At 61.9% G+C, this 23,921-nt stretch carries 23 protein-coding genes and 1 pseudogene; 19 read left to right on the top strand and 5 right to left on the bottom strand.

From position 1 onward, the window contains the following. Window positions 1–13 precede the first annotated feature (13 nt). The 10 genes from VJS46_RS07645 (at window position 14) to recF (ending at window position 12,551) form a co-directional block, all read left to right on the top strand. Complete coding sequence (locus VJS46_RS07645) at window positions 14–595, top strand: ANTAR domain-containing response regulator (RefSeq protein ID WP_324059191.1); 582 nt, start codon at window positions 14–16, stop codon at window positions 593–595. Continuing rightward, window positions 592–1,812 carry an ABC transporter substrate-binding protein gene (locus VJS46_RS07650; protein ID WP_324059193.1) on the top strand — a complete coding sequence of 407 codons (1,221 nt, stop codon included), beginning with the start codon at window positions 592–594 and terminating at the stop codon, window positions 1,810–1,812. Before VJS46_RS07645 ends, VJS46_RS07650 begins: the two co-directional genes overlap by 4 nt. A gap of 156 nt (window positions 1,813–1,968) precedes the next feature. Next, window positions 1,969–3,354, top strand: a complete 1,386-nt coding sequence (locus VJS46_RS07655) for a CmpA/NrtA family ABC transporter substrate-binding protein (RefSeq protein ID WP_324059194.1) — start codon at window positions 1,969–1,971, stop codon at window positions 3,352–3,354. A gap of 169 nt (window positions 3,355–3,523) precedes the next feature. Next, window positions 3,524–4,483 (top strand): nitrate ABC transporter permease, encoded by a 960-nt coding sequence (gene ntrB / locus VJS46_RS07660; RefSeq protein ID WP_324059196.1) that lies wholly within the window; start codon window positions 3,524–3,526, stop codon window positions 4,481–4,483. Window positions 4,484–4,596: 113 nt separating this feature from the next. Further along, window positions 4,597–5,400: an ABC transporter ATP-binding protein gene (locus VJS46_RS07665; protein WP_324059198.1), complete on the top strand. Its 804-nt coding sequence runs from the start codon at window positions 4,597–4,599 to the stop codon at window positions 5,398–5,400. Window positions 5,401–5,656: 256 nt separating this feature from the next. Further along, window positions 5,657–6,871 (top strand): alginate export family protein, encoded by a 1,215-nt coding sequence (locus VJS46_RS07670; RefSeq protein ID WP_324059311.1) that lies wholly within the window; start codon window positions 5,657–5,659, stop codon window positions 6,869–6,871. A 526-nt stretch (window positions 6,872–7,397) separates the two neighbouring features. Then, window positions 7,398–7,736, top strand: coding sequence for a nitrite reductase small subunit NirD (gene nirD, locus VJS46_RS07675; protein ID WP_324059200.1), 339 nt, complete (start codon window positions 7,398–7,400; stop codon window positions 7,734–7,736). A gap of 46 nt (window positions 7,737–7,782) precedes the next feature. Continuing rightward, complete coding sequence (locus VJS46_RS07680) at window positions 7,783–10,374, top strand: molybdopterin-dependent oxidoreductase (protein WP_324059202.1); 2,592 nt, start codon at window positions 7,783–7,785, stop codon at window positions 10,372–10,374. After that, window positions 10,367–11,152 carry a uroporphyrinogen-III C-methyltransferase gene (gene cobA / locus VJS46_RS07685; protein ID WP_324059204.1) on the top strand — a complete coding sequence of 262 codons (786 nt, stop codon included), beginning with the start codon at window positions 10,367–10,369 and terminating at the stop codon, window positions 11,150–11,152. The genes VJS46_RS07680 and cobA overlap by 8 nt, the downstream gene beginning before the upstream one ends. Window positions 11,153–11,480: 328 nt before the next feature. After that, a complete protein-coding gene (recF, locus tag VJS46_RS07690; protein WP_324059206.1) occupies window positions 11,481–12,551 on the top strand; it encodes a DNA replication/repair protein RecF in 1,071 nt (356 codons plus the stop codon). Between the two features lie 560 nt (window positions 12,552–13,111). Here recF and dxs read toward each other — a convergent pair. From dxs to VJS46_RS07705, 3 genes and pseudogenes are all read right to left on the bottom strand, one after another. Then, a pseudogene (dxs, locus tag VJS46_RS07695) lies at window positions 13,112–15,037 on the bottom strand (1-deoxy-D-xylulose-5-phosphate synthase). 49 nt (window positions 15,038–15,086) lie between these two features. Continuing rightward, window positions 15,087–15,551, bottom strand: coding sequence for a Fur family transcriptional regulator (locus VJS46_RS07700; protein WP_324059207.1), 465 nt, complete (start codon window positions 15,549–15,551; stop codon window positions 15,087–15,089). A gap of 59 nt (window positions 15,552–15,610) precedes the next feature. Beyond that, complete coding sequence (locus VJS46_RS07705; protein WP_324059209.1) at window positions 15,611–15,979, bottom strand: MerC domain-containing protein; 369 nt, start codon at window positions 15,977–15,979, stop codon at window positions 15,611–15,613. Window positions 15,980–16,093: 114 nt separating this feature from the next. On the opposite strand from VJS46_RS07705, the gene VJS46_RS07710 reads away from it, so the two are divergent. From VJS46_RS07710 to rpsI, 4 genes are all read left to right on the top strand, one after another. Next, the gene (locus VJS46_RS07710) at window positions 16,094–17,131 is read left to right on the top strand and encodes a COX15/CtaA family protein (protein ID WP_324059210.1); all 1,038 of its coding nucleotides are present in this window, start codon (window positions 16,094–16,096) and stop codon (window positions 17,129–17,131) included. A gap of 13 nt (window positions 17,132–17,144) precedes the next feature. Then, a complete protein-coding gene (cutA, locus tag VJS46_RS07715) occupies window positions 17,145–17,459 on the top strand; it encodes a divalent-cation tolerance protein CutA (protein ID WP_324059212.1) in 315 nt (104 codons plus the stop codon). Between the two features lie 182 nt (window positions 17,460–17,641). Continuing rightward, window positions 17,642–18,121 (top strand): 50S ribosomal protein L13, encoded by a 480-nt coding sequence (rplM, locus tag VJS46_RS07720; protein WP_324059214.1) that lies wholly within the window; start codon window positions 17,642–17,644, stop codon window positions 18,119–18,121. Then, window positions 18,121–18,645, top strand: coding sequence for a 30S ribosomal protein S9 (gene rpsI / locus VJS46_RS07725; protein ID WP_324059216.1), 525 nt, complete (start codon window positions 18,121–18,123; stop codon window positions 18,643–18,645). The genes rplM and rpsI overlap by 1 nt, the downstream gene beginning before the upstream one ends. A 150-nt stretch (window positions 18,646–18,795) precedes the next feature. On the opposite strand, the gene VJS46_RS07730 is transcribed toward rpsI, so the two are convergent. After that, a complete protein-coding gene (locus tag VJS46_RS07730) occupies window positions 18,796–19,608 on the bottom strand; it encodes a diacylglycerol/lipid kinase family protein (protein ID WP_324059218.1) in 813 nt (270 codons plus the stop codon). Window positions 19,609–19,737: 129 nt separating this feature from the next. Here VJS46_RS07730 and VJS46_RS07735 point away from each other — a divergent pair, with 129 nt between their 5' ends. Both VJS46_RS07735 and VJS46_RS07740 read left to right on the top strand, forming a co-directional pair. After that, a complete protein-coding gene (locus tag VJS46_RS07735; protein WP_324059220.1) occupies window positions 19,738–20,478 on the top strand; it encodes an alpha/beta hydrolase in 741 nt (246 codons plus the stop codon). Beyond that, the gene (locus tag VJS46_RS07740; RefSeq protein WP_324059222.1) at window positions 20,475–21,332 is read left to right on the top strand and encodes a tetratricopeptide repeat protein; all 858 of its coding nucleotides are present in this window, start codon (window positions 20,475–20,477) and stop codon (window positions 21,330–21,332) included. The genes VJS46_RS07735 and VJS46_RS07740 overlap by 4 nt, the downstream gene beginning before the upstream one ends. 39 nt (window positions 21,333–21,371) lie before the next feature. Here the strand turns inward: VJS46_RS07740 and VJS46_RS07745 are convergent, their stop codons facing one another. Continuing rightward, on the bottom strand, window positions 21,372–22,040 hold the full coding sequence (locus tag VJS46_RS07745; RefSeq protein ID WP_324059224.1) for an SIMPL domain-containing protein: 669 nt from the start codon (window positions 22,038–22,040) through the stop codon (window positions 21,372–21,374). A gap of 156 nt (window positions 22,041–22,196) precedes the next feature. On the opposite strand from VJS46_RS07745, the gene VJS46_RS07750 reads away from it, so the two are divergent. From VJS46_RS07750 to VJS46_RS07760, 3 genes are read left to right on the top strand one after another with little or no spacing between them, the layout of a single operon-like run. Continuing rightward, window positions 22,197–22,613, top strand: a complete 417-nt coding sequence (locus VJS46_RS07750; protein ID WP_324059226.1) for a VOC family protein — start codon at window positions 22,197–22,199, stop codon at window positions 22,611–22,613. Continuing rightward, entirely contained in the window at window positions 22,580–23,338 is a 759-nt protein-coding gene (gene gloB / locus VJS46_RS07755; protein WP_324059228.1) for a hydroxyacylglutathione hydrolase, read from the top strand. Before VJS46_RS07750 ends, gloB begins: the two co-directional genes overlap by 34 nt. Before the next feature lie 58 nt (window positions 23,339–23,396). Continuing rightward, a complete protein-coding gene (locus VJS46_RS07760; RefSeq protein ID WP_324059230.1) occupies window positions 23,397–23,810 on the top strand; it encodes a hypothetical protein in 414 nt (137 codons plus the stop codon). Window positions 23,811–23,921 lie beyond the last annotated feature (111 nt).

Here is a 23,921-nt window from a genome sequence, read left to right on the forward strand (position 1 = left end):
GGAGGTTCAGCGCTTGCGGATCGCGATTGTCGATGAAAGCTCCGCGCGGGCGGCGGTGATTGAGGAGGGTTTGCGCGACGCTGGCCTCAATGACATCGCCACGCTGACTGATCGCAAGGGACTGGTGGCGCGTCTCGCCGCGCTTGAGCCCGATGTGGTCCTCATGAACCTCGAAAACCCCAGCCGCGATACGCTGGAGGAAAGCTTCCTCGTTTCCCGCTCGCTCGGCAAGCCGATTGCCATGTTCGTCGACCAGAGCGACGAGCAATCCACCTTTGCCGCCGTTGATGCGGGTGTTTCCGCCTATATCGTGGACGGTTTCAAGAAGGAGCGGATCAAGCCGATCCTCGACCTTGCCGTGCGCCGGTTCCAAGCCTTTTCCAAACTTCAGGAAGAGCTGACCGAGGCGAAGAACCAGCTCGCCGAACGCCGGACGATCGACCGGGCGAAGGCCATATTGATGAAGCGCCGAAGCATCGATGAACCGGCCGCTTACGCCTTGCTGCGCAGCCACGCCATGCAAAGCAACCGGCGCATTGCGGAAGTTGCCGAGGCGCTGGTGACCGCCGATAGCCTGATGGGAGGTGATCTGTGACGCTTGACCCGTTTCGTATTGGTTTTCTTCCCCTGGTCGACGCGGCGCTTCCCATTCTGGCGCATGAACTGGGCTTTGCCGAAGAACAGGGCATCGACCTTCAACTGATGCGGGATGTCAGTTGGGCAACGGTGCGTGATCGCCTGCTCTACGGTCATAGCGACGCCGCCCATCTCGTAGCCCCGCTCGCCATTGCGACCAGCCTGGGGCTGGACCGTCCGGCAGTGCCGCTCTCGGTACCCTTCGTGCTGGGCCTTAACGGCAATGCCATCACATTGACGCCGGAACTGGCAAAGGCCGTGACCGAAGGGAAGAAGGGCCTTGCAAAGCCCCGCGAGGCGGGGAAGCGCTTTGCCGCCATTATCGCCGAGCGGGCGGCGGCGGGTTCCAAGATACGCCTTGGGGTCGTGCATCGCTTTTCCAGCCATAACTACATGCTCCGCTACTGGCTGGCGGGCAGCGGCGTCGACATTGACGAACAGATCGAGATCATCACCATAGCGCCGCCCTTTGCCGCCGACGCACTGGCGGCGGGCGAAGTGGATGGCATCTGCGTCGGCGAACCGTGGAACAGCGTCGCTGTGGAGCGTGGCGTCGGCGCCATCGTCACCGTCACCGCCCATATCTGGCAGCGGGGCGTCGAAAAGGTGCTGGCGATGCAGACGGCACGGATGGAGGCCGACCGCGAAATTGTCCACCGCCTGATCCGCGCGATGTACAATGCCGGCAAGGCCTTTATCGACCCTGCCCGCCTGGAGAAAAACGCGGCCATATTGGCGCGACCCGAATATCTCGACGGGCCGGCGCCGCTGATCGAGCGGGCGATTTCCGACCGGATCAAGCTCGCCGCCGGAACCGAGCCGCTGCATATCCCGGACTTCATGTTCCAGCATCGCGAAGCCGCCAATTTCCCCTGGGTCAGCCAGGCGGCCTGGCTCTATGCGCAGATGGTCCGTGCTGGACATGCGAAGAAAAGCGCCAAGGCTTATGCGGCAGCGCAAAAAGTGTTTCGGCCGGACGTGTATCGCGCCGCCTTTGCCGGGACCAATGTGCCCCTGCCCGGGGCAAGCGCGAAATTGGAAGGTGGTATCGCGAAACCCACTGGAGTCGGTACCGTTCAGGGCCGATTGCTTTTGGGCCCGGACCAGTTCTTCGATGGCCGCTCATTCGATCCTGACCATCTGGACGATTATCTGGCTGAAATCGCAGCGCAATAAAATTTTTTCGCATGTGCGAATATTGCACTTGCTCAATGACGCGACTCATGCAAGCTTGTGTCCATCGGGCAAGGATGCCTGAGTCAGTTTATCCGGTCTATCCATGGGGGGATGGAGCCGGAACGGCGCCCTATTTGCAGGGGTAGCCATTAGGCAATGACGCCGCCCGACCAGCCAATGATGGCCGTGGTCGAGGCGGCTTTTTTCATGTCGAAAATTCTCATCTTCAGGGAAGGGCCAATCATGGACAATAATGAAAAGGGCGATGAAACAAAGGCGATGGAGCGGCGGCGCTTCCTGAAGCTGGGGGGTACGGCTGCGGTCCTGTCCGCGGCACATGCCGCGTTCCCCGGCGGTGCCTTCGCGCAGGGTGCGGGTCCGGAAGTGAAGGGCGCAAAGCTGGGCTATATCGCGCTCACGGACGCCTCGCCACTTATCATCGCGAAGGAACTGGGGCTTTTCGCCAAATACGGCATGCCCAATGTTGAAGTGCTGAAGCAGGCAAGCTGGGCCGCGACCCGCGACAATATTGTCCTGGGTGCCGGCGGTGGCGGCATTGATGGCGCGCATATCCTGACGCCAATGCCCTATTTCCTGACACTGGGCACTATCGGCAAGACAACCCCGATGAGCATCCTCGCCCGCTTGAACGTCAACGGCCAGGCCATTTCGGTGGAAAAGGAATATCTGCAGGCCAAGGCTGACCTCAATGCCGGCAAGATGAAGGGCATCATCGCCAAGCGCCGCGCTGCGGGCAACAAGATCACCATGGCAATGACCTTTCCTGGCGGCACCCACGACCTGTGGATCCGTTATTGGCTGGCTGCGGGCGGCATCGATCCAGACAAGGATCTGGAACTCATCACCATTCCGCCGCCGCAGATGGTCGCCAATATGAAGGCCAACACCATGGAGGCCTTCTGCGTCGGCGAGCCCTGGAACGACCAGCTTGTAGCGCAGGGCATCGGCTACACTGCGGTTTCCACGGGACAGATGTGGATGAACCACCCCGAAAAGAGCTTCGCCATGCGCTCGGACTGGGTGGCCGCCAATCCCAAGGCCGCGGTCGCCATCACAGCCGCCGTTATCGAGGCGCAACGTTGGTGCGACAATCCGGCAAATCTTGCCAAGCTGTGCCAGATCGTTGGCGGCCGCGACTGGTTCAAGGTCCCTGTCACCGACATTCAGGACCGCCTGGCCGGCAATTTCAACATGGGCGATGGCCGCTCGTTCAAGAACGCGGCTTTCAAGATGAAGTTCTTCGCCGCGAACGCATCCTTCCCCTACAAGAGCCATGAGCTGTGGTTCCTCACGGAAAACCAGCGCTGGGGCAAGCTGCCAGCGGGCCTTAACACCAAATCGGTTATCGCCAAGGTCAATCGCTCCGACATATGGCGCAAGGCGGCTGCACTCGCCAAGGTTCCGGCGGCCCAGATACCGAAGGGTGAGAGCCGCGGTGTCGAGAAATTCTTCGACGGCAAGGTCTTCGATCCGGGCAATCCCGCGGCCTATCTCAAGAGCCTCGCGATCAAGCGGGTTTGAGGCGCAGTGGAAGCCGGGGCCTGGCGATGAACGAACCTCCTTCGGCGTCGTCCCTGCGCAGGCAGGGCCCCCGCTTCCTTCATTCGGGTCCTCCAGAACAAGCGGGGTCCCTGCCTTCGCAGGGACGACGTGAGAGTCTGAAAATTTTTTGAACAGGGGGCACATCATCATGACGGGCAACTCCGCTTCCCTCGTCCCGACCGCCGCCGGCATGGTTCCAAGCCATGTCGCAGCCTCGGCCGAGATCATTCCTTATCCCAATAGTGGCATGCCGAAAATTCAGCCTGCATTGCCGTCCGCCTGGCTAACCGATCCGGTTGTCGAGCGCGCCCGCTCCGTCGCTGCGTCGGTCATGCCGACGCTGATGATGATTCTTGCCCTCCTTGCGGTCTGGGAAATCGCATGCGGCACCCAGGATTCGAGTTTGCCGAGCCCTTCCCGAGTGTGGTCCGAGAGTTACGAGGTGATCGTCCACCCGCTGAAGGGGGTCTCCTTTGACCTTTCGGGCCTGCATATCGAGGGCAGCGGCGATGTCGGGATTGCGGGACACATTCTAACCAGTCTGGAACGTGTTGCGATCGGCTATGGCCTGTCCTCCGTTTTCGGCATCGGGCTTGGCATCCTCATTGGCCAAAGCCTGTTCGCCTATCGCGCGCTCGACCCGCTCTTCCAGGTTCTGCGCACCGTGCCGCCGCTCGCCTGGCTGCCGATCAGCCTTGCGATCTTTCAGCAGGCGGGGCCATCGGCCGTCTTCCTGATCTTCATCACCGCCATCTGGCCGATCATCCTGAATACGGCGGCGGGCGTGCAGAACATCCCGCCGACCTATCGCAATGTCGGCAAGGTGCTCGCGCTCAATCCGGTGGAATATTTCCTGAAGATCATGCTGCCGGCCACCGTGCCGCACATGTTCACGGGCCTTCGCATCGGCGTCGGGATGAGCTGGCTCGCAATCGTCGCCGCTGAAATGGTTCAGGGCGGCACCGGCATCGGTTTCTTCATCTGGGACAGTTACAACAGCTCACTTCTTACCGACACCATAGTCGCGCTGGTCTGGATCGGCATGGTCGGCTTTTCACTCGACCGGATCGTCGCCTGGATCGGCCGCCGCGTGGCGCGGCAGAATTGATGAGAAATCACCCTGTCCCCGTTCGTGTCGAGCGAAGTCGAGACACGATCAGGCCAAGCCCGTGTCCTCGACTGCGCTCGACGAACGGGGACGGGTAGCAAAGGAAGCTACAAATGAAACAACGCAGCTATCTCGCCCTTGAAGGCATCAGCGTTACCTTTCCGACCAAGAACGGACCGTTCACGGCGTTGCAGGACATTGATCTGTCCATCGACAAGGGACAGTTCGTCGCGCTGATCGGCCATTCGGGTTGTGGCAAATCGACGCTGATGAACATCATTGCGGGCCTGGTGAAGCCGAGCCGCGGCGTCGTCTTTCTGGACGGCGACGTGATCGACAAGCCGGGTCCCGACCGGGCGGTGATCTTCCAGGACCACTCGCTCTTGCCCTGGCTGACCGTGGAGGAAAATGTCCGCCTTGCCGTCGACAAGGTAATGCCCAACAAGGGCCGCGCCGAGCGCAAGGACTGGGTGGCGCATAATCTGGACCTCGTCCAGATGGGCCATGCCGCCGCCAAGCGTCCGGGCGAACTGTCGGGCGGCATGAAACAACGCGTCGGCATCGCCCGCGCCATCGCCATGAGCCCTCGCGTCCTGCTGATGGACGAGCCGTTCGGCGCACTCGACGCGCTCACCAGGGCGAGCCTCCAGGATGCGGTCATGAACATCCAGTCGCAACTCAACAACACCGTGGTGATGATCACCCATGATGTTGATGAGGCGGTGCTGCTTGCCGACCGGGTGGTGATGATGACCAATGGTCCGGCCGCCACCATCGGCGAGGACTTGGCCATCAAGCTTCCGCGCCCGCGCAACCGCATCGAGGCGACGGAAATGCCCGAATATAATCATGCACGGCATGAAGTGCTTCACTTCCTGCACCAGCGTTATTCCAACCCGCTGGAACAGGCCGCGTAACAAGCAAAATTCCCTCTCTCCTTCGGGGGAGAGGAGGCGAGGCAAAGCCGAGCCGGAAGAGGGAGGGAACGGAACGTCGTTCCTGAAAGCCTGTCGCGCGTCCTCCCTTTCCCTGACCCTCTCCACTGAAGGGGAGAGGGAAAACAATAGAGGATGCCTTCCGAAAGGTGGGGAAAAACACACTATCAGTGGAGGAAAACAAGTGAAAAAATATCTATTGGGTACCGCACTTCTGGCCGCCATCACCACACCTGCGATGGCCGGCACCTTGACGCTGAAGCCGCTCATCGACACCCGGCTCCGGTATGAAACGGTCGATCAGGACGGCTTTGCCGAAGATGCCGATGCAGTGACCTTCCGCGCCCGCGCCGGGGCAGAGCTTGCCAGCAAAAGCTGGTCTTTCCTGGTTGAAGCGGAAGGCACGCTGGCGATCGTCGAGGACTATAATAGCGGCGTCAACGGCAAAGCCATCTATCCGATTGTAGCCGACCCGGAAAATATCGAACTCAACCGCGCGCAGGTGCAGTTCAAGGGGCTGCCCGGCATAATTGTCACCGCCGGACGCCAGCGCATCAATCTTGATGACCAGCGCTTCGTCGGCTCCGTCGGCTGGCGTGACAATGAGCAGACCTTTGACGCGGTCCGGGTCGAATGGACCGGGATCAAGAATTTGAAGCTCGACGCCACCTATGCCTGGTCCGACCGCACTATCTGGGGCATCGATGGCGGCAAGTTCGGTGCCGCGAACCGCCCGCAGGCGATCGAGGGCGACAATGTCCTTGCGAACCTTTCCTACACCACGAAGCTCGGCGTCCTCACCGGTTTCTATTATCGCGTGGATGAGGATGAGCCGGTCGTTGCCTTGCTTCGCAACAGCAGCCAGACCTTCGGCGGCCGTTTTGCGGGGGCGTATCCGCTCGGCAAGGCGCTGAAGCTGACTTATGCGGCAAGCTACGCCAGGCAGAGCGATATAGGCACCAATCCGCTCAACTATTCCGCCGGCTATTATCTGGGCGAGCTTGGCTTCGAGGCTGGTCCCCTGAAGCTTCTCGGCGGCGTGGAGAGCCTGGGCTCCGATGGCAGCGTCACGGACAAGGCCACAGGCACGCCTTTCGCTGGCGGTTTCGCATTCCAGACGCCTTTTGCCACTCTGCACAAGTTTCAAGGCTGGGCCGACAAGTTCCTGACAACACCGGCGCAGGGCATCACCGACTATTATGGCACTATCGGCTATACGGTGAAGAAGAAGGGGCCGTTTGACGTCATCGGCCTTACCGCCACCTATCATCGCTTCGACAGTGATCGGCTGGACATCAACTATGGCGATGAAATCAACGTCCAGTTGATGGCGAAGGTCAAGAAATACACCTTCACCCTGAAATATGCCGATTACCAGCGGGAGGGCATTGCGAGCTTCACCGGTGATGCCGACACCAGGAAGTTCTGGGCCTCGGTGGAATGGGCCTTTTGATGGTTGAGAGCGCTCGCTTTGACGCGGGCGCTCGTTTCATCTCGGGGAGAAGTTCCCGCTTTGGCTGTGAATGAAGAAAAGCGGGGTCCCTACCTTCGCAGGGACGACGGGTCGTTGTCGAGCCCGGTGACAATTCCATTTCGCAGCCGGGCGCTGCGGACGTGCAGCCCGTTGACAGAATCGCTGCCCTGGATTATTTCTTGCCGCATTGCAGCAATGGCGCTGCAACACCTTTACGAATTCCCGCCGCATAGCCGGGGTTCTGCTCAAATCGACAGCAATGGCGCTGTTTGGGGTCAATATGGCTCCGTCAGTCAAACGTCTTGTGTCGGGAGTGGACTTGGATGCGTCAGTGCCGGGAAATCAGGATAGCTTCGGTTCCTATTTCGTCATCCCCGCGAACGCGGGGATCCACTTCGTCGCCATCTCTGCGTTTGAGCCGAGAGCTCAAATGGGTTCCCGTTTTCGCGGGAATGACGAAGGAAAGGCCGGATCGGCCATCCCTCACCCCATCAGGAGAACAAAAATGACCCCAGACTGGATCGACATTGGCGCTGTGGATGACATTCCCCTGCGCGGCGCGCGCACCCTTCTGGTCTGGGATAGCGAGGAAATAGCGGTTTTCCGTACGGGAGAGGGTGAGGTCTACGCGCTGGTCAACAAATGCCCGCACAAGCAGGGTCCGCTCTCGCAGGGCATCGTCCATGGCGACAAGGTGGCCTGTCCGCTGCACAACTGGAATATCAGCCTGAAGACCGGTCAGGCGCTTGGCCCGGACGAGGGCTGCGTGCCGACTATCCCGCTCCAGGTGGTTGACGGCCGCATCATGATCGCGCGAGCCGAAGTCATGAGCATGGCGGCATGAGGGGGATGGTCTATCTCCCTACTCCTCTCCTGAAGGGGCGGGGAGAATGAGCGCGACCAAAACCACCTGCCCCTATTGCGGAGTAGGATGCGGGGTGTCCGCGACCGTCACCGGGCCCCGCACCGTAGAAATCAAGGGTGATGCGATGCACCCCGCCAATGGCGGGCGTTTATGTTCCAAGGGCACCCACCTTGGCGAAACCGTGGGACTTGGCGGGCGTCTGCTGCATCCCGAGATTGGCGGCAGGCAGGCGGGCTGGGACGAGGCGCTCAATGCCGTGGCGAAGGGCTTTTCCGATGCCATTGCCGAACATGGCCCCGACAGCGTCGCGCTTTACCTTTCCGGCCAATTGCTGACCGAAGACTATTATGTCGCCAACAAGCTGATGAAGGGCTTTATCGGTTCCTCCAACATCGATACCAACAGCCGCCTTTGCATGGCGAGTGCCGTTGCTGCGCATAACCGCGCCTTTGGCGAGGATGTGGTGCCCTGCAATTATGAGGATCTGGAGCAGGCGGACCTTATCGTCCTCGTCGGCTCCAATACTGCCTGGTGTCACCCCATCATCTGGCAGCGGATCGAGGCCGCCCGCGCCACACGTGGCACCAAGCTGGTGGTCGTGGATCCCCGCCGCACGGAAACCGCCGAAAGCGCTGACCTGCACTTGCCCATCCGCCCGGACGGCGACATCGCGCTTTTCAACGGCCTGCTCGCCGCCATGAAGGATCGCGGGCTGCTGGACCAGCAATATCTTGCGGCGCATGTCGATGTGCCGGAAGATTTCTGGGATCAGCTCGGCCAAACCGACGTCGCGGAGCAGGCGGGCCTTTCCCCTGAAGCCCTGGCCAAATTCTACGATCTTTTCGCACGGCACCAGCAGACCCTGACGCTGTTCAGCCAGGGCGCGAACCAGTCGGTTTGCGGAACGGACAAGGGCAACGCGATCATCAACGTGCATTTGGCGATGGGCCGGATCGGCAAGCCCGGCATGGGCCCCTTCTCCATCACTGGCCAGCCCAATGCCATGGGCGGCCGGGAAGTGGGCGGCCTTGCCTCCATGCTCGCGGTGCATATGGGCTTTTCGGCCGAGGAACTCAGCCAGGCTCAGCGCTTCTGGAACAGCCCCACCATGGTCAAGGGGCCGGGCATGAAGGCAGTGGACATGTTCCGCGCGGTTCATGACGGACGGATCAAGGCGATCTGGATCATGGCCACCAATCCGGCCGTGTCGATGCCAGACGCCGGTTTCGTGCGCGAGGCGCTGGCGAAATGTCCGCTGGTCGTTGTTTCCGATGTCATGGCGAACACGGATACGGGCAGCTTCGCCCATATAAAGCTTCCCGCGCTTGCCTGGGCGGAGAAGGACGGGACCGTCACCAACAGCGAGCGCACCATCAGCCGCCAGCGTGGATTTTTTCCCGCTCCGGGTGAGGCGCGCGCCGATTGGGACATCATTGCCGATGTGGCCCGGCGCATGGGCCATGCCGACGCCTTCGCCTTTGACAGCGCAGCGAGTATCTTTCGCGAATATTGCGCCCAGACGGCGTTTGAGAATGATGGCCGCCGCAAGCTCAACCTTTTCAGTTGGGCGGATGTCAGCGATGCCGATTATGACGCATTGAAACCCATGCGTTGGGGCGGTTTGTCGCCCTTCGCCGATGGCCGCTTCACCACGCCCAATGGCCGCGCGAGACTGCTGCCGGTTGAGCCGCCCCCAGCGCCTGCCGCCGATGCGGCTTTTCCCTTGCGCCTCAACACCGGACGCTATCGCGATCAGTGGCACACCATGACGCGCACCGGGCTCAGCCCCCGTTTGTCGCAACACCGGCGCGAGCCGCTGGTCGAAGTGCATCCCGCCGACGCTGCCGCCTTTTGTATAAGGGACGGAGGCCTTGCCCGCATTCGCACGCGGCAGGGCGAAGCGATCTTCCGCGCCGCCATCAGCGAAGGCCAGCGGCAGGGCGAGCTTTTCGTTCCGATGCATTGGACCGATCAGCAGAGTTCTGCGGGCCGCGCAAACCGCCTGCCGAACCAGGGTGCCGATCCCATCTCCGGCCAGCCCGGCTTCAAGAACAGTGCGGCGGCAATCGAAGCCGTGACGCCGGCATGGACCGGCTTTCTCGTGACTAGAGAGCAGCCCGAACTGCAGGGTGTTCCCTATTGGACGCTGATCCGTCAGCGCGGTGGCTGGCTGGTCGAAATGGCGGGCTTTGAAGAGATCGACCTGGAGCATCTGCTGCCCGAAGGAGAACGTGTCGAAGCGCTGGACGGCGCGCGCGGCGTTCGCCGGGCTGCGGTGGTGGATGGCGAGGGAAGGCTCGCCGCCGCGCTGTTCCTCAGCCGTTCGGGCCGTCTGCCGGAGCGGGACTGGATCGCGGCGCAGCTTGACGGTGAGGAGCGCCATGCAGGGCTCGCGCTGCTTGCCGGACGCCCGGCGCAGTTGCCGCCGGATCGCGGACCGATCATATGCGTTTGCTTCGATGTGGGGATGAAGACGATCCTTGGCGCCATTGCCGAGCAGCAGTTGACCAGCGTGGAAGCGGTCGGTGCGGCGCTCAATGCCGGGACCAATTGCGGGAGCTGCCGTCCCGCGATCCGGTCCTTGCTTGAAGAGCAGAAGGAAGCGGTCAATGCGTGACGCATCCCCCGAACGTCACCCGGTGTGGCTGGTAGGCGCCGGGCCGGGCGATCCAGAACTGCTGACGCGCAAGGCGGAGCGGTTGATCTACACCGCCGAAATCGTTTTTTATGACGCGCTTGTCAGTCCCGATATCCTGTCCCTGATCGCGCCCAATGCAGAGCGTGTGCCGGTCGGCAAGCGTTCGGGCAGGCACAGCAAGGACCAGGAGAGCATCAACGAAATGCTGCTCGCCGCCGCATTGGCGGGTAAGCGCGTGGTCCGCCTGAAGGGCGGCGACCCGTCCATCTTTGGCCGGTCGATGGAGGAAATCGCGCATTTGCGCGCGGCGGGCATAGAGGTTTGCATCTGCCCCGGCATCACGGCCGCCAGCGCAGCCTCGGCAAGCCTTGGCCTCTCGCTCACCCTGCGGGGCATGGCGCGCCGGCTCCAGTTCGTGACCGCCCATGCACGCAAGGGCGAGGCGCTGGATCTCGACTGGCATTCCCTCGCCGACCCGAACTCAACGCTTGCCGTTTATATGGGCAAGGCCGCCGCCGCCGACGTGTCGCGCCAGCTTATTGCGGCGGGATTGTCCGGGGACACACCAGCGATCGTTATTGAAAATGCCAGTCTGCCCGAGGAGCGGCATCTCGCCACGCGGCTGGACCTGTTGCCGCTCGCGGTGAAAACCGGCATTGGCGACGGCCCCGCCTTGCTGCTCATCGGGCAGGCGATGGACATCCGCACGGCCACCGCCGCCGCGCAGCAGGTGGAGGCGCAGGTCCGAGAGGAATGATGGCTGCTATGTTTGGCAACCCCTCGCCACGCTACTGACAGACGATCAAGTGACTCTGGAGAGGCGGGGTCCCTGCCTGCGCAGGGACGACGGGGTGAATGACCGAGGCGGATAAACGCCTCCGCGGCGCCGAGCCTCTGCGTGAATTTTCGATAGCCCGTATCTTCGGGCCCTCGTCGTCGCTGTGCAGGCAGGGACCCCGCTGCCTTGTGGCGAGGGACCTCGGGGCAATGCTGTAGACCCTCCGCTCACCTCCCAAATCGGCCCCGAATCTCCACCACCATCGCTTTCGCTTCACCCCTTTCGCAACTGGAGGTAGAGCGGAAATATGTCGCTTCGCCGCCTCTCCCTCACGGACTTTCGCAATCATGCCGATGCGCTGATCGTTCTCGATCATTCGTTCGTGGTGCTGACTGGCGAAAATGGCGCGGGCAAGACCAACATATTGGAAGCGGTGTCGATGCTCTCGCCGGGGCGCGGTCTTCGGGGGGCCGCTTTGCGGGACATGGCGCGGCAGGGCGGGCCCGGCAATTTCAGCATTGCGGCGCAACTCAGCGACGTCACGATCGGCACGGGAACGGCGTCCGACGCCCCCGACCGGCGGCTGGTCAGGATCAACGGAGTCCAAAGTTCGGCAAGCAGCCTTTCGGAATGGCTGAGCATCATTTGGCTGACCCCCGCAATGGACCGGCTGTTCATTGAAACGCCGGGTGCGCGGCGGCGCTTTCTGGACCGGCTGGTGCTTGCCCTTTATCCGGGCCATGCAGTGAACAGCACCCGCTATGAGGCTGCCATGCGCAGCCGCACGAGAATTTTGACCGGCGACGAGCCACCTGATCCCGTGTGGCTGAGCGCGCTTGAGGCACAGATGGCGGAACATGGCGCGGCGCTTGCCCGAGCGCGGCGGGAGACGGTGGCGGCCTTGAGCGAAGCCCTGGCCCTGCAGCCCGAGGGGCCTTTTCCCTGCCCGGCGCTCGCCCTTGCCGAATGGGATGACCCGGAGGCCGATCTGGCGATCCTCCTTGCGCAGGGCCGCCGCCGTGATGCGGCCGCGGGCCGGGCGCTGGCTGGGCCGCATCGAACGGACCTCGCCGTCACGCATGCGGCAAAGGGGCAGGCGGCGGCGCTTTGTTCCACGGGCGAACAGAAGGCGCTGCTTCTCTCCATCATTCTCGCACATGCGGAGCTGGTGGCGCGGCAGCTCCAGCGCCGGCCGATTCTCCTGCTGGATGAAGTTGCCGCCCATCTCGATCCCAAAAGGCGCCTTGCTCTGTTTGACCGGCTTGCCGCTGGCGGCGGGCAGATCTGGATGACCGGGACCGAAGATTCCCTGTTCGAGGGGCTCGAAGCGGCCTGCCGCCTGCATGTTTCCGCCGGTCAAGTGGTGCAGGTGCCATAGGAATGCGGCCTGCTCCGCTACGAAATCGCGGATGGAACCTTTGCTGCAATGCAGCAAAAGTGGAACTGTTATCCCTATTCCCAAGGAAAAATCTGAGGGGTAGACTGGTCCGGCCGCGGTCGCCGCTCAAGCCATAGGCAGGGCGTTTCGCAGGAGAGTGATGCGCCGGTGAAAGTCCGGGAATCAGCCGACCGCGGCCCCTTATTTCAGAAAAATTTCCTTGCGAATCGCTTGCGAAAAGGGCGGATTTCCTTGCGAGTGCAAAAAATGCAACTGTGCCCGATCTTTTCGCAATTGCGAAAAAGATCGTTGGGTCCCATATCAAAATTGCCTTTCAGGCATCCTCTCCTAAGACTTTCGGGCCGGTCCTTCGGGATCGGCCTTTTTTTTTGATTGTCCCTGATGCTCGGACGAGGGCTGGCGCATGGCGCTTCAAGCCTACTCTTTCCCTTAATGTCGAGCGAAGTCGAGACACGTCGAGAGCCAGCGTCCCTCGGCTTCGCTCGGGACGAACGGAAACGGATTAACCTGATTTAGGCATTACTGCAAAACGCGTCGCTTTAGGCCCGTGCGCTCTCGATCACGCCGCCGTCATTATAGCGCAGCGCCTTCAGCACGGTGTCGGCAATGCCGGGTGCATCAAGACCGGCATCGGCATATTGCTGCTCTGGCTTGTCCTGCTCCTGAAAGATGTCGGGCAGGCGCAATGTCCGGAGCTTCAGGCCACCATCGATAAGGCCCGTATCGCTCGCCATGGTGAGGACATGCGCGCCAAGGCCGCCTATGCTGCCCTCCTCGATCGTTACGGCAACTTCATGGCTGGTGAGCAGCTTGCGGATCAGCTCCTCATCCAGGGGCTTGGCGAAGCGCAGATCGGCCACCGTCGCTGAAAGCCCTTTGGCGTCCAGTATGTCTGCCGCTTTCATGGCTTCTTCGAGACGCGTGCCGAGGGACAGGATCGCAACCTTCTTGCCTTCACGCATGATCCGGCCCTTGCCGATCGGCAGCCGCTCCGGCACCTCCGGCAAGGCAGTGCCCGTACCATTGCCGCGCGGGTAGCGTACCGCAATCGGCCCATCATCATGCATGGCACAGGTATGGACCATGTGCACCAGTTCGGCCTCGTCGGCAGCGGCCATCACGACCATATTGGGTAGAGTGGCGAGATAGGTGATGTCAAAGCTACCTGCATGGGTGCTGCCGTCCGCACCAACCAGCCCCGCCCGGTCGATCGCGAAGCGGACGGGGAGATTCTGAATCGCGACGTCATGCACGACCTGGTCATAGGCGCGCTGCAGGAAGGTCGAATAAATGGCGCAGAAGGGGCGCATTCCTTGCGCGGCAAGTCCCGCCGCAAAGGTCACGGCATGCTGCTCGGCGATACCGACGTCGAAGCAGCGGCCGGGAAAAGCCGCGGCGAACTTGTCCAGGCCTGTGCCCGAAGGCATGGCGGCGGTGATGGCGCAGATGCTTTCATCGCGCTGCGCCTCAGCCATCAGTGCCTTGGCAAAGACATTGGTGTAGCTTGGGGGCCCTGGAGGCGCCTTGGCTTGTTCTCCGCTCACCACGTCGAACTTCTGAACGCCATGATATTTGTCGGCCGCTGCCTCGGCGGGGGCGTAGCCCTTGCCCTTCTGCGTCACGACGTGGATGAGGCAGGGGCCCTCGGCCGCGTCGCGTACATTTTCGAGCACTGGGATCAGGTGATCGAGATTATGGCCGTCGACGGGCCCTACATAGTAGAAGCCCAATTACTCGAACAAGGTGCCGCCGGTCGCGAGGCCGCGGGCAAATTCATCTGTCTTGCGGGCCGCGATGTGCAGCGACTTGGGCAGCTTGCGCGCCAGCCGCCGCAATATGTCGCGCACCGAGAGGAATTCGCGGCTTGATACGATTCGCGCGAGATAGGCGGAAAGCCCGCCTACGGGCGGGGCGATCGACATGTCATTGTCATTGAGGATGACGATCAGCCGGTTGCCCGCCGCCTCGGCATTGTTCATCGCTTCATAGGCCATGCCGGCCGACATGGCGCCGTCACCGATGACTGCGATTGCCTTGCCGGGCTTTCCGGCAAGCTTGTTGGCAATGGCGAACCCCAGGGCCGCGCTGATCGAAGTGGAACTGTGCGCCGCCCCAAAGGGATCATATTCGCTTTCTGACCGCTTGGTGAAGCCGGAAAGGCCCCCGCCCTGCCGCAGCGTGCGAATCCGGTCACGCCGTCCGGTCAGGATCTTGTGCGGATAGCATTGATGCCCGACATCCCAGATCAGCCGGTCTTCGGGCGTGTTGAAGACATAATGAATGGCGGTGGTAAGCTCCACCACCCCGAGGCCCGAGCCCAGATGGCCGCCAGTCACGCCCACGGCCGAAATGACCTCCTGGCGCAACTCATCGGCGAGCTGGCGCAGCTGGTGCGGCGGCAGGCCGCGCAAATCCTCAGGCGTCTTCACCTGATCGAGCAAAGGCGTGTGGGGCGATTGCGGCATGTCGGGCCCTGTAGCTATTTTTTCCGCCTCTGTCGAACCGTGCGATGAGTCAGGCGCATTTGGCGCACAGACCAAGCACTTCCATTACCGGCCGCTCAGGCGCGAAGCCATGCTCCCGGGCCATTTTGCGCACCGTGTTCGACAGGACATCATCGTCTATGTGAGTCGCCTCGCCACATTTGCCGCACACCAGGAAAATACAGTCATGGACGCACCCTGGGTGAGCGTTGGCGATATAGGCATTGGCGCTTTCAACCCGCATGGCGAGGTTGTTTTTCACGAACAGGTCCAGGATTCGGTAGACGCTGTTGGGCGCCACCCGCTTGCTGCGCTTTTGAGAGACCAGGTCGGCAATATCATAGGCGGAGGCCGGCTTGTCGAATTCGGCCAGCACCTCAAAGATCGCCGCGCGCATATCCGTCCATTGCTCGCCCTGCCGTTCAAGCATGCGCTGCGCCGCGCCTGCGAGCGATTCGCCGGTCGGCTCAAGATGTTCGTGATGGTGTCGGCCCATTGAACCTAGATATGATTGCGCTTGCGCAAGGGCAAGCTCGTTGGCCGATGGGGGAATCGCTACCGCGCGGCGCGAAAGTTCATGACGTGGCCAGCCGCGAGGATCGAAACCCCCGCCATGGTGAGCGGCGCTTCGTGCCAGCCATGGCCCAGAAACAAGGCGAAGCCCATGACCAAAAGTCCGGCAATGCCGATCAGCAGCGGCCGGCGCAAACCATGGGTGCGGGCGCCATGACCCAGCGCAACGGCCGCCAGGATGATGGCGATGGCGAGCCCAGCCTCATGAACGATGGGAGAAAGGAAATAGCCGCTGACCGATGCCAGCAGCGCAACCACGATCGAAGTCGCCAGGCAGTGGGCAAGGCAGAGGCCCGACAGGCCGATCGCCAGCCGGTCAAGGCGTCCGTTCTTCAACAGCGACTGAATCATGCCCGTTCCTTGTTCCACGACAGTGCTAAAGCACAGGTGAGGGTGCGATACAACATATCATTGAACGCGCCGTCCTCTTGAAAGCTCCTTCGCAAGGGTGCAAGTGCGGCGCTCATGAATCCTGCCCGTCACGCAGCGCCTTCGCCGCGCCCGCATCAAATCGCCAACTGGCTCTTTGCCATTGCCTTCCTGGTCTTCCTGATGGTCGTTGTGGGCGGCATCACTCGCCTCACCGAATCCGGGCTTTCGATCACGCAATGGCGGCCGGTGACCGGGGCCATCCCGCCGCTGAATGAAGCGGACTGGATGAAGGAATTCGGGCTCTACAAGGGCACGACGCAATATCAGACCGTCAACCGGCATATGACGCTGGAAGAGTTCAAGTTCATCTTTTTCTGGGAATATGTTCACCGCCTGCTGGGGCGGCTGATCGGCCTTGCTTTCGCCTTGCCCTTTGCCTGGTTTGCATGGAAACGGCGGATCCCCTCCGGCTATGGTCCGCGACTCGGCGTGCTGCTGGCGCTTGGCGCGCTCCAAGGGGCGATCGGGTGGTGGATGGTGACATCCGGTCTCGTCAACCGGACGGAGGTGAGCCACCTGCGCCTCGCGGTTCATTTGCTGACCGCTTTTCTCATCATTGGAGGCCTTGTCTGGACGGCGCTTGATCTGCGGACGCTGGCCAGGAACCCAGCGGCGCGGCCGACGCGGCTTTCCGGGTTGTCAGCGGCGATCCTTCTCCTGCTTGCGCTTCAACTCTGCCTTGGCGCTTTCACGGCAGGACTGCGCGCGGGCTACGCCTTTTCCACCTGGCCGCTGATGGGGGACAGCCTGTTTCCGGCGGATGCGCCCATAATCACGCCGCTTTGGCGGAATATTGTCGATAATCCCATTGTCGTTCAATTTACGCACCGATGGCTTGCCTGGATCGTGGGCGCCGCCCTGTTCCTCCTTGCTGCGCGGGCGCATCGCTGGGGGGCGCCAAAGCAGGGCGCTGCGCTCATGGCGCTGGTGGCGCTTCAGATCGGCATCGGCATTGCCACCCTGCTCACTGGAGTGGAACTTTGGATAGCGGTTGCGCATCAGGCCGTCGGCGCCTTGCTTGTGGCCGCGACCGTTGCCTGCTGCCACTGGATGGATCATCTCAAGGCATGATAATGCTGAGGGCATGAATGGTCTTGCCCTGGTTTACACGCTCTTCGGCACTGCTGAAGAAGCGCGCACCGTCGCTCGCCGATTGGTGAGCGAAAAGCTCGCCGGTTGCGCCAACATCCTCTCGCCCTGCACCTCCATCTATGAATGGCAGGGGGAAATGCAGGAGGAAGGGGAGGTGGCGGTCCTGCTGAAGACCCGCCCGGAAAAACGCGCTGCGCTGACCGTGCGGCTGGCCGAACTGCACAGCTATGAAGTGCCTGCTATCCTTTCCTGGGATGCGGGCGTGAATGAAGCCTATGCGGATTGGATTGGACGGCAGGCCGGTTAGGCAGCTTGCGGCAAACTTCTCGCGCTGACGCGTCATGGTATCATGATACCCGTCAGCAAAGCCGCACTTTCTCTTGACTTCGGGACAATTCGGAGCCATTAGCCCGCCATCGCGCTGCCCTCCATGGGCGGCGTTCTTTTGTTTCATTCACCGGGGCGCATCCCCATCAGGAGATTAGGGCCATGAAGGCGCTGATGAAGACCACGAAGCCGGCCACCCCGGCAACGGTGGAAAAGAAATGGCTTCTTATCGATGCCGAAGGGCTGGTTGTCGGCCGGGCCGCGTCGATCATCGCCAATATCCTGCGCGGCAAGCACAAGCCGAGCTTCACCCCGCATGTCGATTGCGGCGACAATGTCATCGTCATCAACGCTGACAAGGTGAAGTTCACCGGCAAGAAGCTGTCGGACAAGGTCTATTACAAGCACACGGGCTATGCCGGCGGCATCAAGGGCATCACTGCCCAGAAGGTGCTGGAAGGCCGCTTCCCGGAGCGCGTGCTGGAAAAGGCCGTTGAGCGCATGATCCCCCGCGGTCCGCTCGGCCGCCAGCAGATGCGCAACCTGCGCATCTTCGCCGGTGCGGCCCACCCGCATGAAGCCCAGAATCCGGAAGTGCTCGATATCGCTTCCCGCAACCGCAAGAACAAGGTTGGTGCATAATGTCCGATAATCGCCAGTCCCTTTCCGATCTCAAGGACATCGCCGCGGGCGCCGCTGCCGCTCCGGCCGCCGCGCCTGCCGCTGAAGCTCCGGCTGCGGTCGAGGCCGCTCCGCTGCGCCAGCAGGAACTCGACAAATTCGGCCGCGCCTATGCAACCGGCCGCCGCAAGGACGCCGTCGCACGCGTCTGGGTAAAGCCGGGCACCGGCAAGATCACCGTCAATGGCCGCGACCAGGAAGTCTATTTCGCGCGTCCCACGCTGCGCCTCGTCATCAATCAGCCCTTCGACGTCACGGATCGCCAGGGCCAGTATGACGTGATTTGCACCGTGAAGGGCGGCGGTCTTTCGGGGCAGGCGGGCGCCGTGAAGCACGGCATCAGCCAGGCGCTCAGCAAATATGAACCGGCGCTGCGCAGCGCGGTGAAGAAGGAAGGCTTCCTCACCCGCGACAGCCGCACCGTGGAGCGCAAGAAATACGGCCGTGCCAAGGCTCGCCGGAGCTTCCAGTTCTCCAAGCGCTAATCGGCGACGGGAATGTCATTCGGAAGGGCGGTCCGCTTGGGCCGCCCTTTTGCTTGGCCTGCGGCAGAAGAAGATCCGTCTTGGGCATAGGAAAACGTCGTCCCTGCGCAGGGACGACGCGGGGGATGGAGACAATTCACCAAATCCCCGTCACCCCGTCGCGATAAACCGCAATCCGCATCGCCCCAGCGTGAAGCGGCACGGGCTTTGTGCCTCCGCCTGTTCACCATCCACGAGCAGCGAAAAATCGCCATTGCGCAGCAAGGTGACGGCAGGGGCGCAGATGAGCGGCGTGTGCGGTCCTTCGCGGAAATCACCTTTCAGCCAGGCCCAGCCATGTTGCAGCAGTTCTGCCGCTGTCCCGGCATGGATCCCATTGACCCTGAGTCCCGCCACCTGCGGATCAATGAAGACGGCCTCGAATTGCCCCTCGACCCCTTTTACGGATACAGGATCGCCCTGCAATGTTTCCTGCAGCGCCTGCGGCACTGATTCGACAAGGCCGCCGACGTCCAGCTTGCGCATATGCTCCCGCACCTCGCCCCAGGCGGCGGTCGGTCCGGCAACGATGCCGACCAGCGATCTAAGCCCATGCCCTTCAGCCACCGGAAGCGCAATGCTCCTCGCTTGCGGACTGAATGCATCCTCAAGGATCGCCATCGGCTCCCGGTCACCATGAAGTTTTCGCGACAGCAGGTTCATGGTGCCCCCCGGCAGGACGAGCAGGTCGCCGCCCCAACCGTCCAATGCGGTCACGGCGGCGCTTGTGGTGCCATCACCTGCGAAGATGGCGATCGTGCTGGCGGCCTTCGCTTCGGCGAGGACCGGCATGGCCTCCTCCGGTATCGCGATCAGCCGCGTTGGTTTTCCGGTGTGGCCGCTCAGCGCCTGACCAATGGCGTCGCATTGGTCCGGATCATGGCTGCCGCTCGTCCGGTTCACGATGAGCCAGCATTCGTTCATGGCAGAAGGAACGTGGCGCCGCATGAAAAGTGCCGCAGCGATTATCCGCCAAGCCAGTCAGTGCCAGCCACGCGCCCCGCTGGGCCGAACCTCTGTCATTGCGGCTGGAGCCTGATATAAGCCCGTTCCATGGCTGAAATTTCCCGTCTTTCCAGGCCCGGCGGCCTTCGTCTAGCCGTCAGGCACCGCAAGGGCCGCGGCCCCACCATCGTCTTCCTTCCCGGCTATATGTCCGACATGGAAGGCGGCAAGGCGCTCGCTCTCGATTCATGGGCGGCGGAGAAAGGCCGCGCCATGCTGCGCCTCGACTATTCCGGCTGCGGCGCGAGCGAAGGGGCTTTCACTGACGGCACGCTGACCACCTGGCGCGACGATGTGCTGTTTCTGATCGACAGGCTGGTGGAAGGCCCGTTCGCCCTGGTCGGCTCATCCATGGGCGGATGGCTAGCTCTGCTCGTGGGGCTTGCGCGGCCCGAGCGCCTGACCGGGCTTGTGGGTATAGCGGCCGCGCCCGATTTCACCGACTGGGGCTTTACCGAGGAGCAGAAGCTCCAGATCCTGCGCGAGGGCAAGATAGAGGAGCCGTCCGACTATGGCGATCAACCCTATGTCACGACCAAGGCCTTCTGGCAGTCCGGGGAGGCCAACCGGCTGCTTCACGGCTCCATCGCCATCGACTGTCCGGTTCGCTTGCTGCATGGCCAGCGCGATGAGGTGGTGCCCTGGCGCAATGCGCTGACCCTCGCGCAGCAGCTTCGTTCAGCCGATGTGCAGACTTTGCTGATAAAGGATGGCGATCACCGCTTGTCGCGCGAGCAGGACCTTGCCCGCCTCATCGACGCGGTCGCAACCCTGCCGGAGCCCATATGATCCTGCCTCTCGCGCTGCTGCTGGCCCAAGCCAATCCTGAGGCCGAGATCGTCATGGACCGCAAGCGGCAGGAGGCGGCAAAGGCCGCCAAGGCTGCTCCCAAGCTGGGCATGGATGAAAAGGTGCTGCGGTCGGATTTTGTCCGTCCCAAGGCCATGCAACAGAAATTCGACCTGTGCATGGATGCCGCTGTCGATGACCCAGAAGCCGGGGTGCGGCACGCCGAAGCCTGGCGGTTGGCCAATGGCGGCTATCTTGCCCGCCAATGCCTTGGTTTTGCCTATGCGCAGCAGCAGCGCTGGGCGCCTGCCATGGTCGCCTTTCATCAGGCCGCTGATGAAGCGGACGTCGCGGGCGATCCTGCGGCGGCGCAGCTGTGGGCACAGGCCGGCAATGCAGCGCTTGCCGATGGGCAGGCTGCGAAGGCACTGACCTATTTCGATGCCGCGCTGGCGCGGGGGCTTCCCGATGGGTTCGAAAAGGGCGAAGTCTATCTGGACCGGGCGCGTGCGCATGTCGCGCAGGGCAAGCTGGCCGAAGCGCGGCCCGACATTGACAAGGCTCTTGACCAAGTTCCCAAGGATCCGCTCGCCTGGCTGCTTTCGGCAACCCTTGCCCGGCGAATGGATGACCTTCCGCTCGCGCAAAGACACATTGCCCAGGCGGTGGCGCTCGCCAAGGACGACGCCTCGGTGGCGCTGGAGGAAGGCAATATCGCTGTTCTTTCCAACGCCGACGACGTAGCCAGGCTGGCGTGGGAGCGGGCCGTGAAGCTGGCGCCCGAGAGCCCGGCAGGCAAGGCTGCTGCGGAGAGCTTGAAGCAGCTTGCGGGCGGAACAGCGGCGAAGCCTTGATGGACTGCTCCCCTCCCGCTTGCGGGAGGGGAATGAGGATCAATCCAGGTAGAAATCCACCGTCGTCACAACCCGGACCTTTTTGTAGGGCGAGTCCGCTCCGCTTCCCATTTCATCCCCGTCCCGCGCGCCAATGGAGAAATAGCCCTGGGTTGCGCTCTTGATGCCGCCCACATCAGTCCCGCTGTCCTCAGCGAACTGCTCCGCGGCCTTGCGGGCATCCCGCGTGGCCTCGGCCACCATTGCAGGCTTGATGTCGTTCAATTTGGTGAAGCTGTAGACCATGCCCGATCCCTCCTCCAGCGCAATGCCACGCCGGACAAGATCAAACTGCCGGGCAAAGGCGCGTCGCGCGCGGGGGATGTCATTGGTTCGGAGCTGTATTCGCTGGCGAATGGTCACATTGTTCACGCCCCGGTTGCTGTCATACCATTGATTGACGTTCACCGCCGCCGTGCTCAGCGCCTGATCGGGAAAACCCATCGATCTGAAGAAAGCGCGAATCTGATTGGCGTCATTGTCGACCGCCCCCTGCACTTCGTTGATGTCAAATCCCTGTTTGGAAAAGCTCAAATTCCAGGTGGCGAGGTCCGCCGTCACGTCCTTTTCGGCGAGGCCTCGCACCGTGACCGACCGGTCCGCCTGCCGCGCGCGAAGCAGGCCGTCGCCCAGCAGATAGCCCCCGATAATGATGGCGACAGATAGCATGGCAGCAGATGCCAAAAGGATCCTGGATCTGCCCTCTCCCGAAACTCCATTCATGGCACTTCCCTTTTGCTTCGACATCCCTATTTTCAAGGGCGGCAACACTTCTCATGGCTGAGATGAACCGTTGCTGACTTGCGACAAAAGGAAGCCTGCCGCATGCCCAAATATCTGCACACCATGATTCGCGTCACAGACGTCGAAAAAACCATAAAGTTTTTCAATTTGATAGGACTTGAGGAACAACAGCGGATGGAAAGCGAGCAGGGCCGCTTCACGCTCATATTTCTCGCTGCTCCCGGTGACGAAGAGGCGCAGGTGGAACTCACCTATAATTGGGATCAGCAGGAATATTCCGGCGGCCGCAATTTCGGCCATCTGGCCTACAGGGTCGAGAATATATACGAAACCTGCCAGCGTCTGATGGATGCGGGTGTCACCATCAACCGGCCGCCGCGGGATGGGCATATGGCTTTTGTCCGGACGCCGGATAATATTTCCGTCGAATTGCTGCAGGACGGACATCTGGAGCCCGCAGAACCATGGGTGTCCATGCCGAACATAGGCGAGTGGTAATGGGTCTGGAGGTCCTCCGCGTCCCGGTCCTTAGGGACAATTATGTCTGGCTGGCCCATGATCCGGCGAGCGGTGAGACGGTGGCGATCGATCCAGCCGTCGCACAGCCAGTGCTTGACGCGGCGGCCGAACGAGGCTGGCAGATCACTCAAATATGGAACACCCATTGGCACGCCGACCACATCGGCGGCAATGCGGAGATCAAGGCGGCGACGGGCTGTTTCATCACGGGACCTGCCGCTGAAGCGCCCCGCATACCGACGCTCGACCGCCAGGTGACGGAAGGCGACAGCGTCATGCTGGGCGAACACACCGCCTATGTCCTGGAGGTGCCCGCGCATACGGCGGGCCACATCGCCTATCATATGCCGGGCGAGCCCCTGATCTTCATCGGCGATACCCTCTTTGCCATGGGCTGCGGACGGCTTTTCGAAGGAACGGCCGAGCAGATGTTCGCCAACATGCAGCGGCTTTCGCACCTCGACCCCGAAACAGCCGTTTATTGCGCGCATGAATATACGCAGAGCAATGGCCGCTTCGCGCTCGTGGCAGAGCCTGACAATGAAGCCATTCGCCATCGCATGGCGGAAGTGGACGTTGCCCGCTCCAATGGCGAAGCCACCGTGCCCACGACCATAGCCCTTGAACTTGCCACCAACCCGTTCATGCGCGCCCGGAATGCAAGCGAACTGGCCGAACGCCGCGCCGCGAAGGATGCTTTTTGATCGCCGCCAGACTGCTATAATCGTGAGCGGGTAGGCGGATGAGCAGGAGAAAAATGCCATGCGTGCCTATATGATTATCGCTCCGGTTCTGCTGGCCGCCTTTGCCACCAGTGGGATTGCGGCCGAGGACAAGCCGCCCAAATTGACCGCGAAGCAGCAAGCCGCGCTCGACAAAGAATTGAAGGGCAAGGTTCCTGGCAAAAAGCAAAGCTGCATCAGCCTCACCCAACGGGCGGACCTTCAAATCATCAGTGACGAGCTACTGCTCTACAAGGCGGGACGGACGATTTACGTCAACCGAGTGTTGGGCAGTTGTAACGGCCTTTCGCTTGGGCGGGCACTGGTTACCAACATCTTTGGATCGCAGCTATGCCGGGGCGACATTGCCCGCGTCGCGGATTTCAACAGCGATATGCTGACCGGAAGCTGCGCCCTGGGCGATTTCGTGCCCTATCGCCCCGCAGGGAAGTGACGCCTTGGTCGCTCGGTTGAAAAGCGTCATTCCCGCGAAAGCCGGAATGCATCCATGCTCCCGGTGCATGGCGGAATGCTAGACTAGACGATGTGGATCCCCGCCTTCGTG

The sequence above is a fragment of the Rhizorhapis sp. genome (assembly GCF_035276005.1).
Lineage (GTDB): Bacteria > Pseudomonadota > Alphaproteobacteria > Sphingomonadales > Sphingomonadaceae > Rhizorhapis.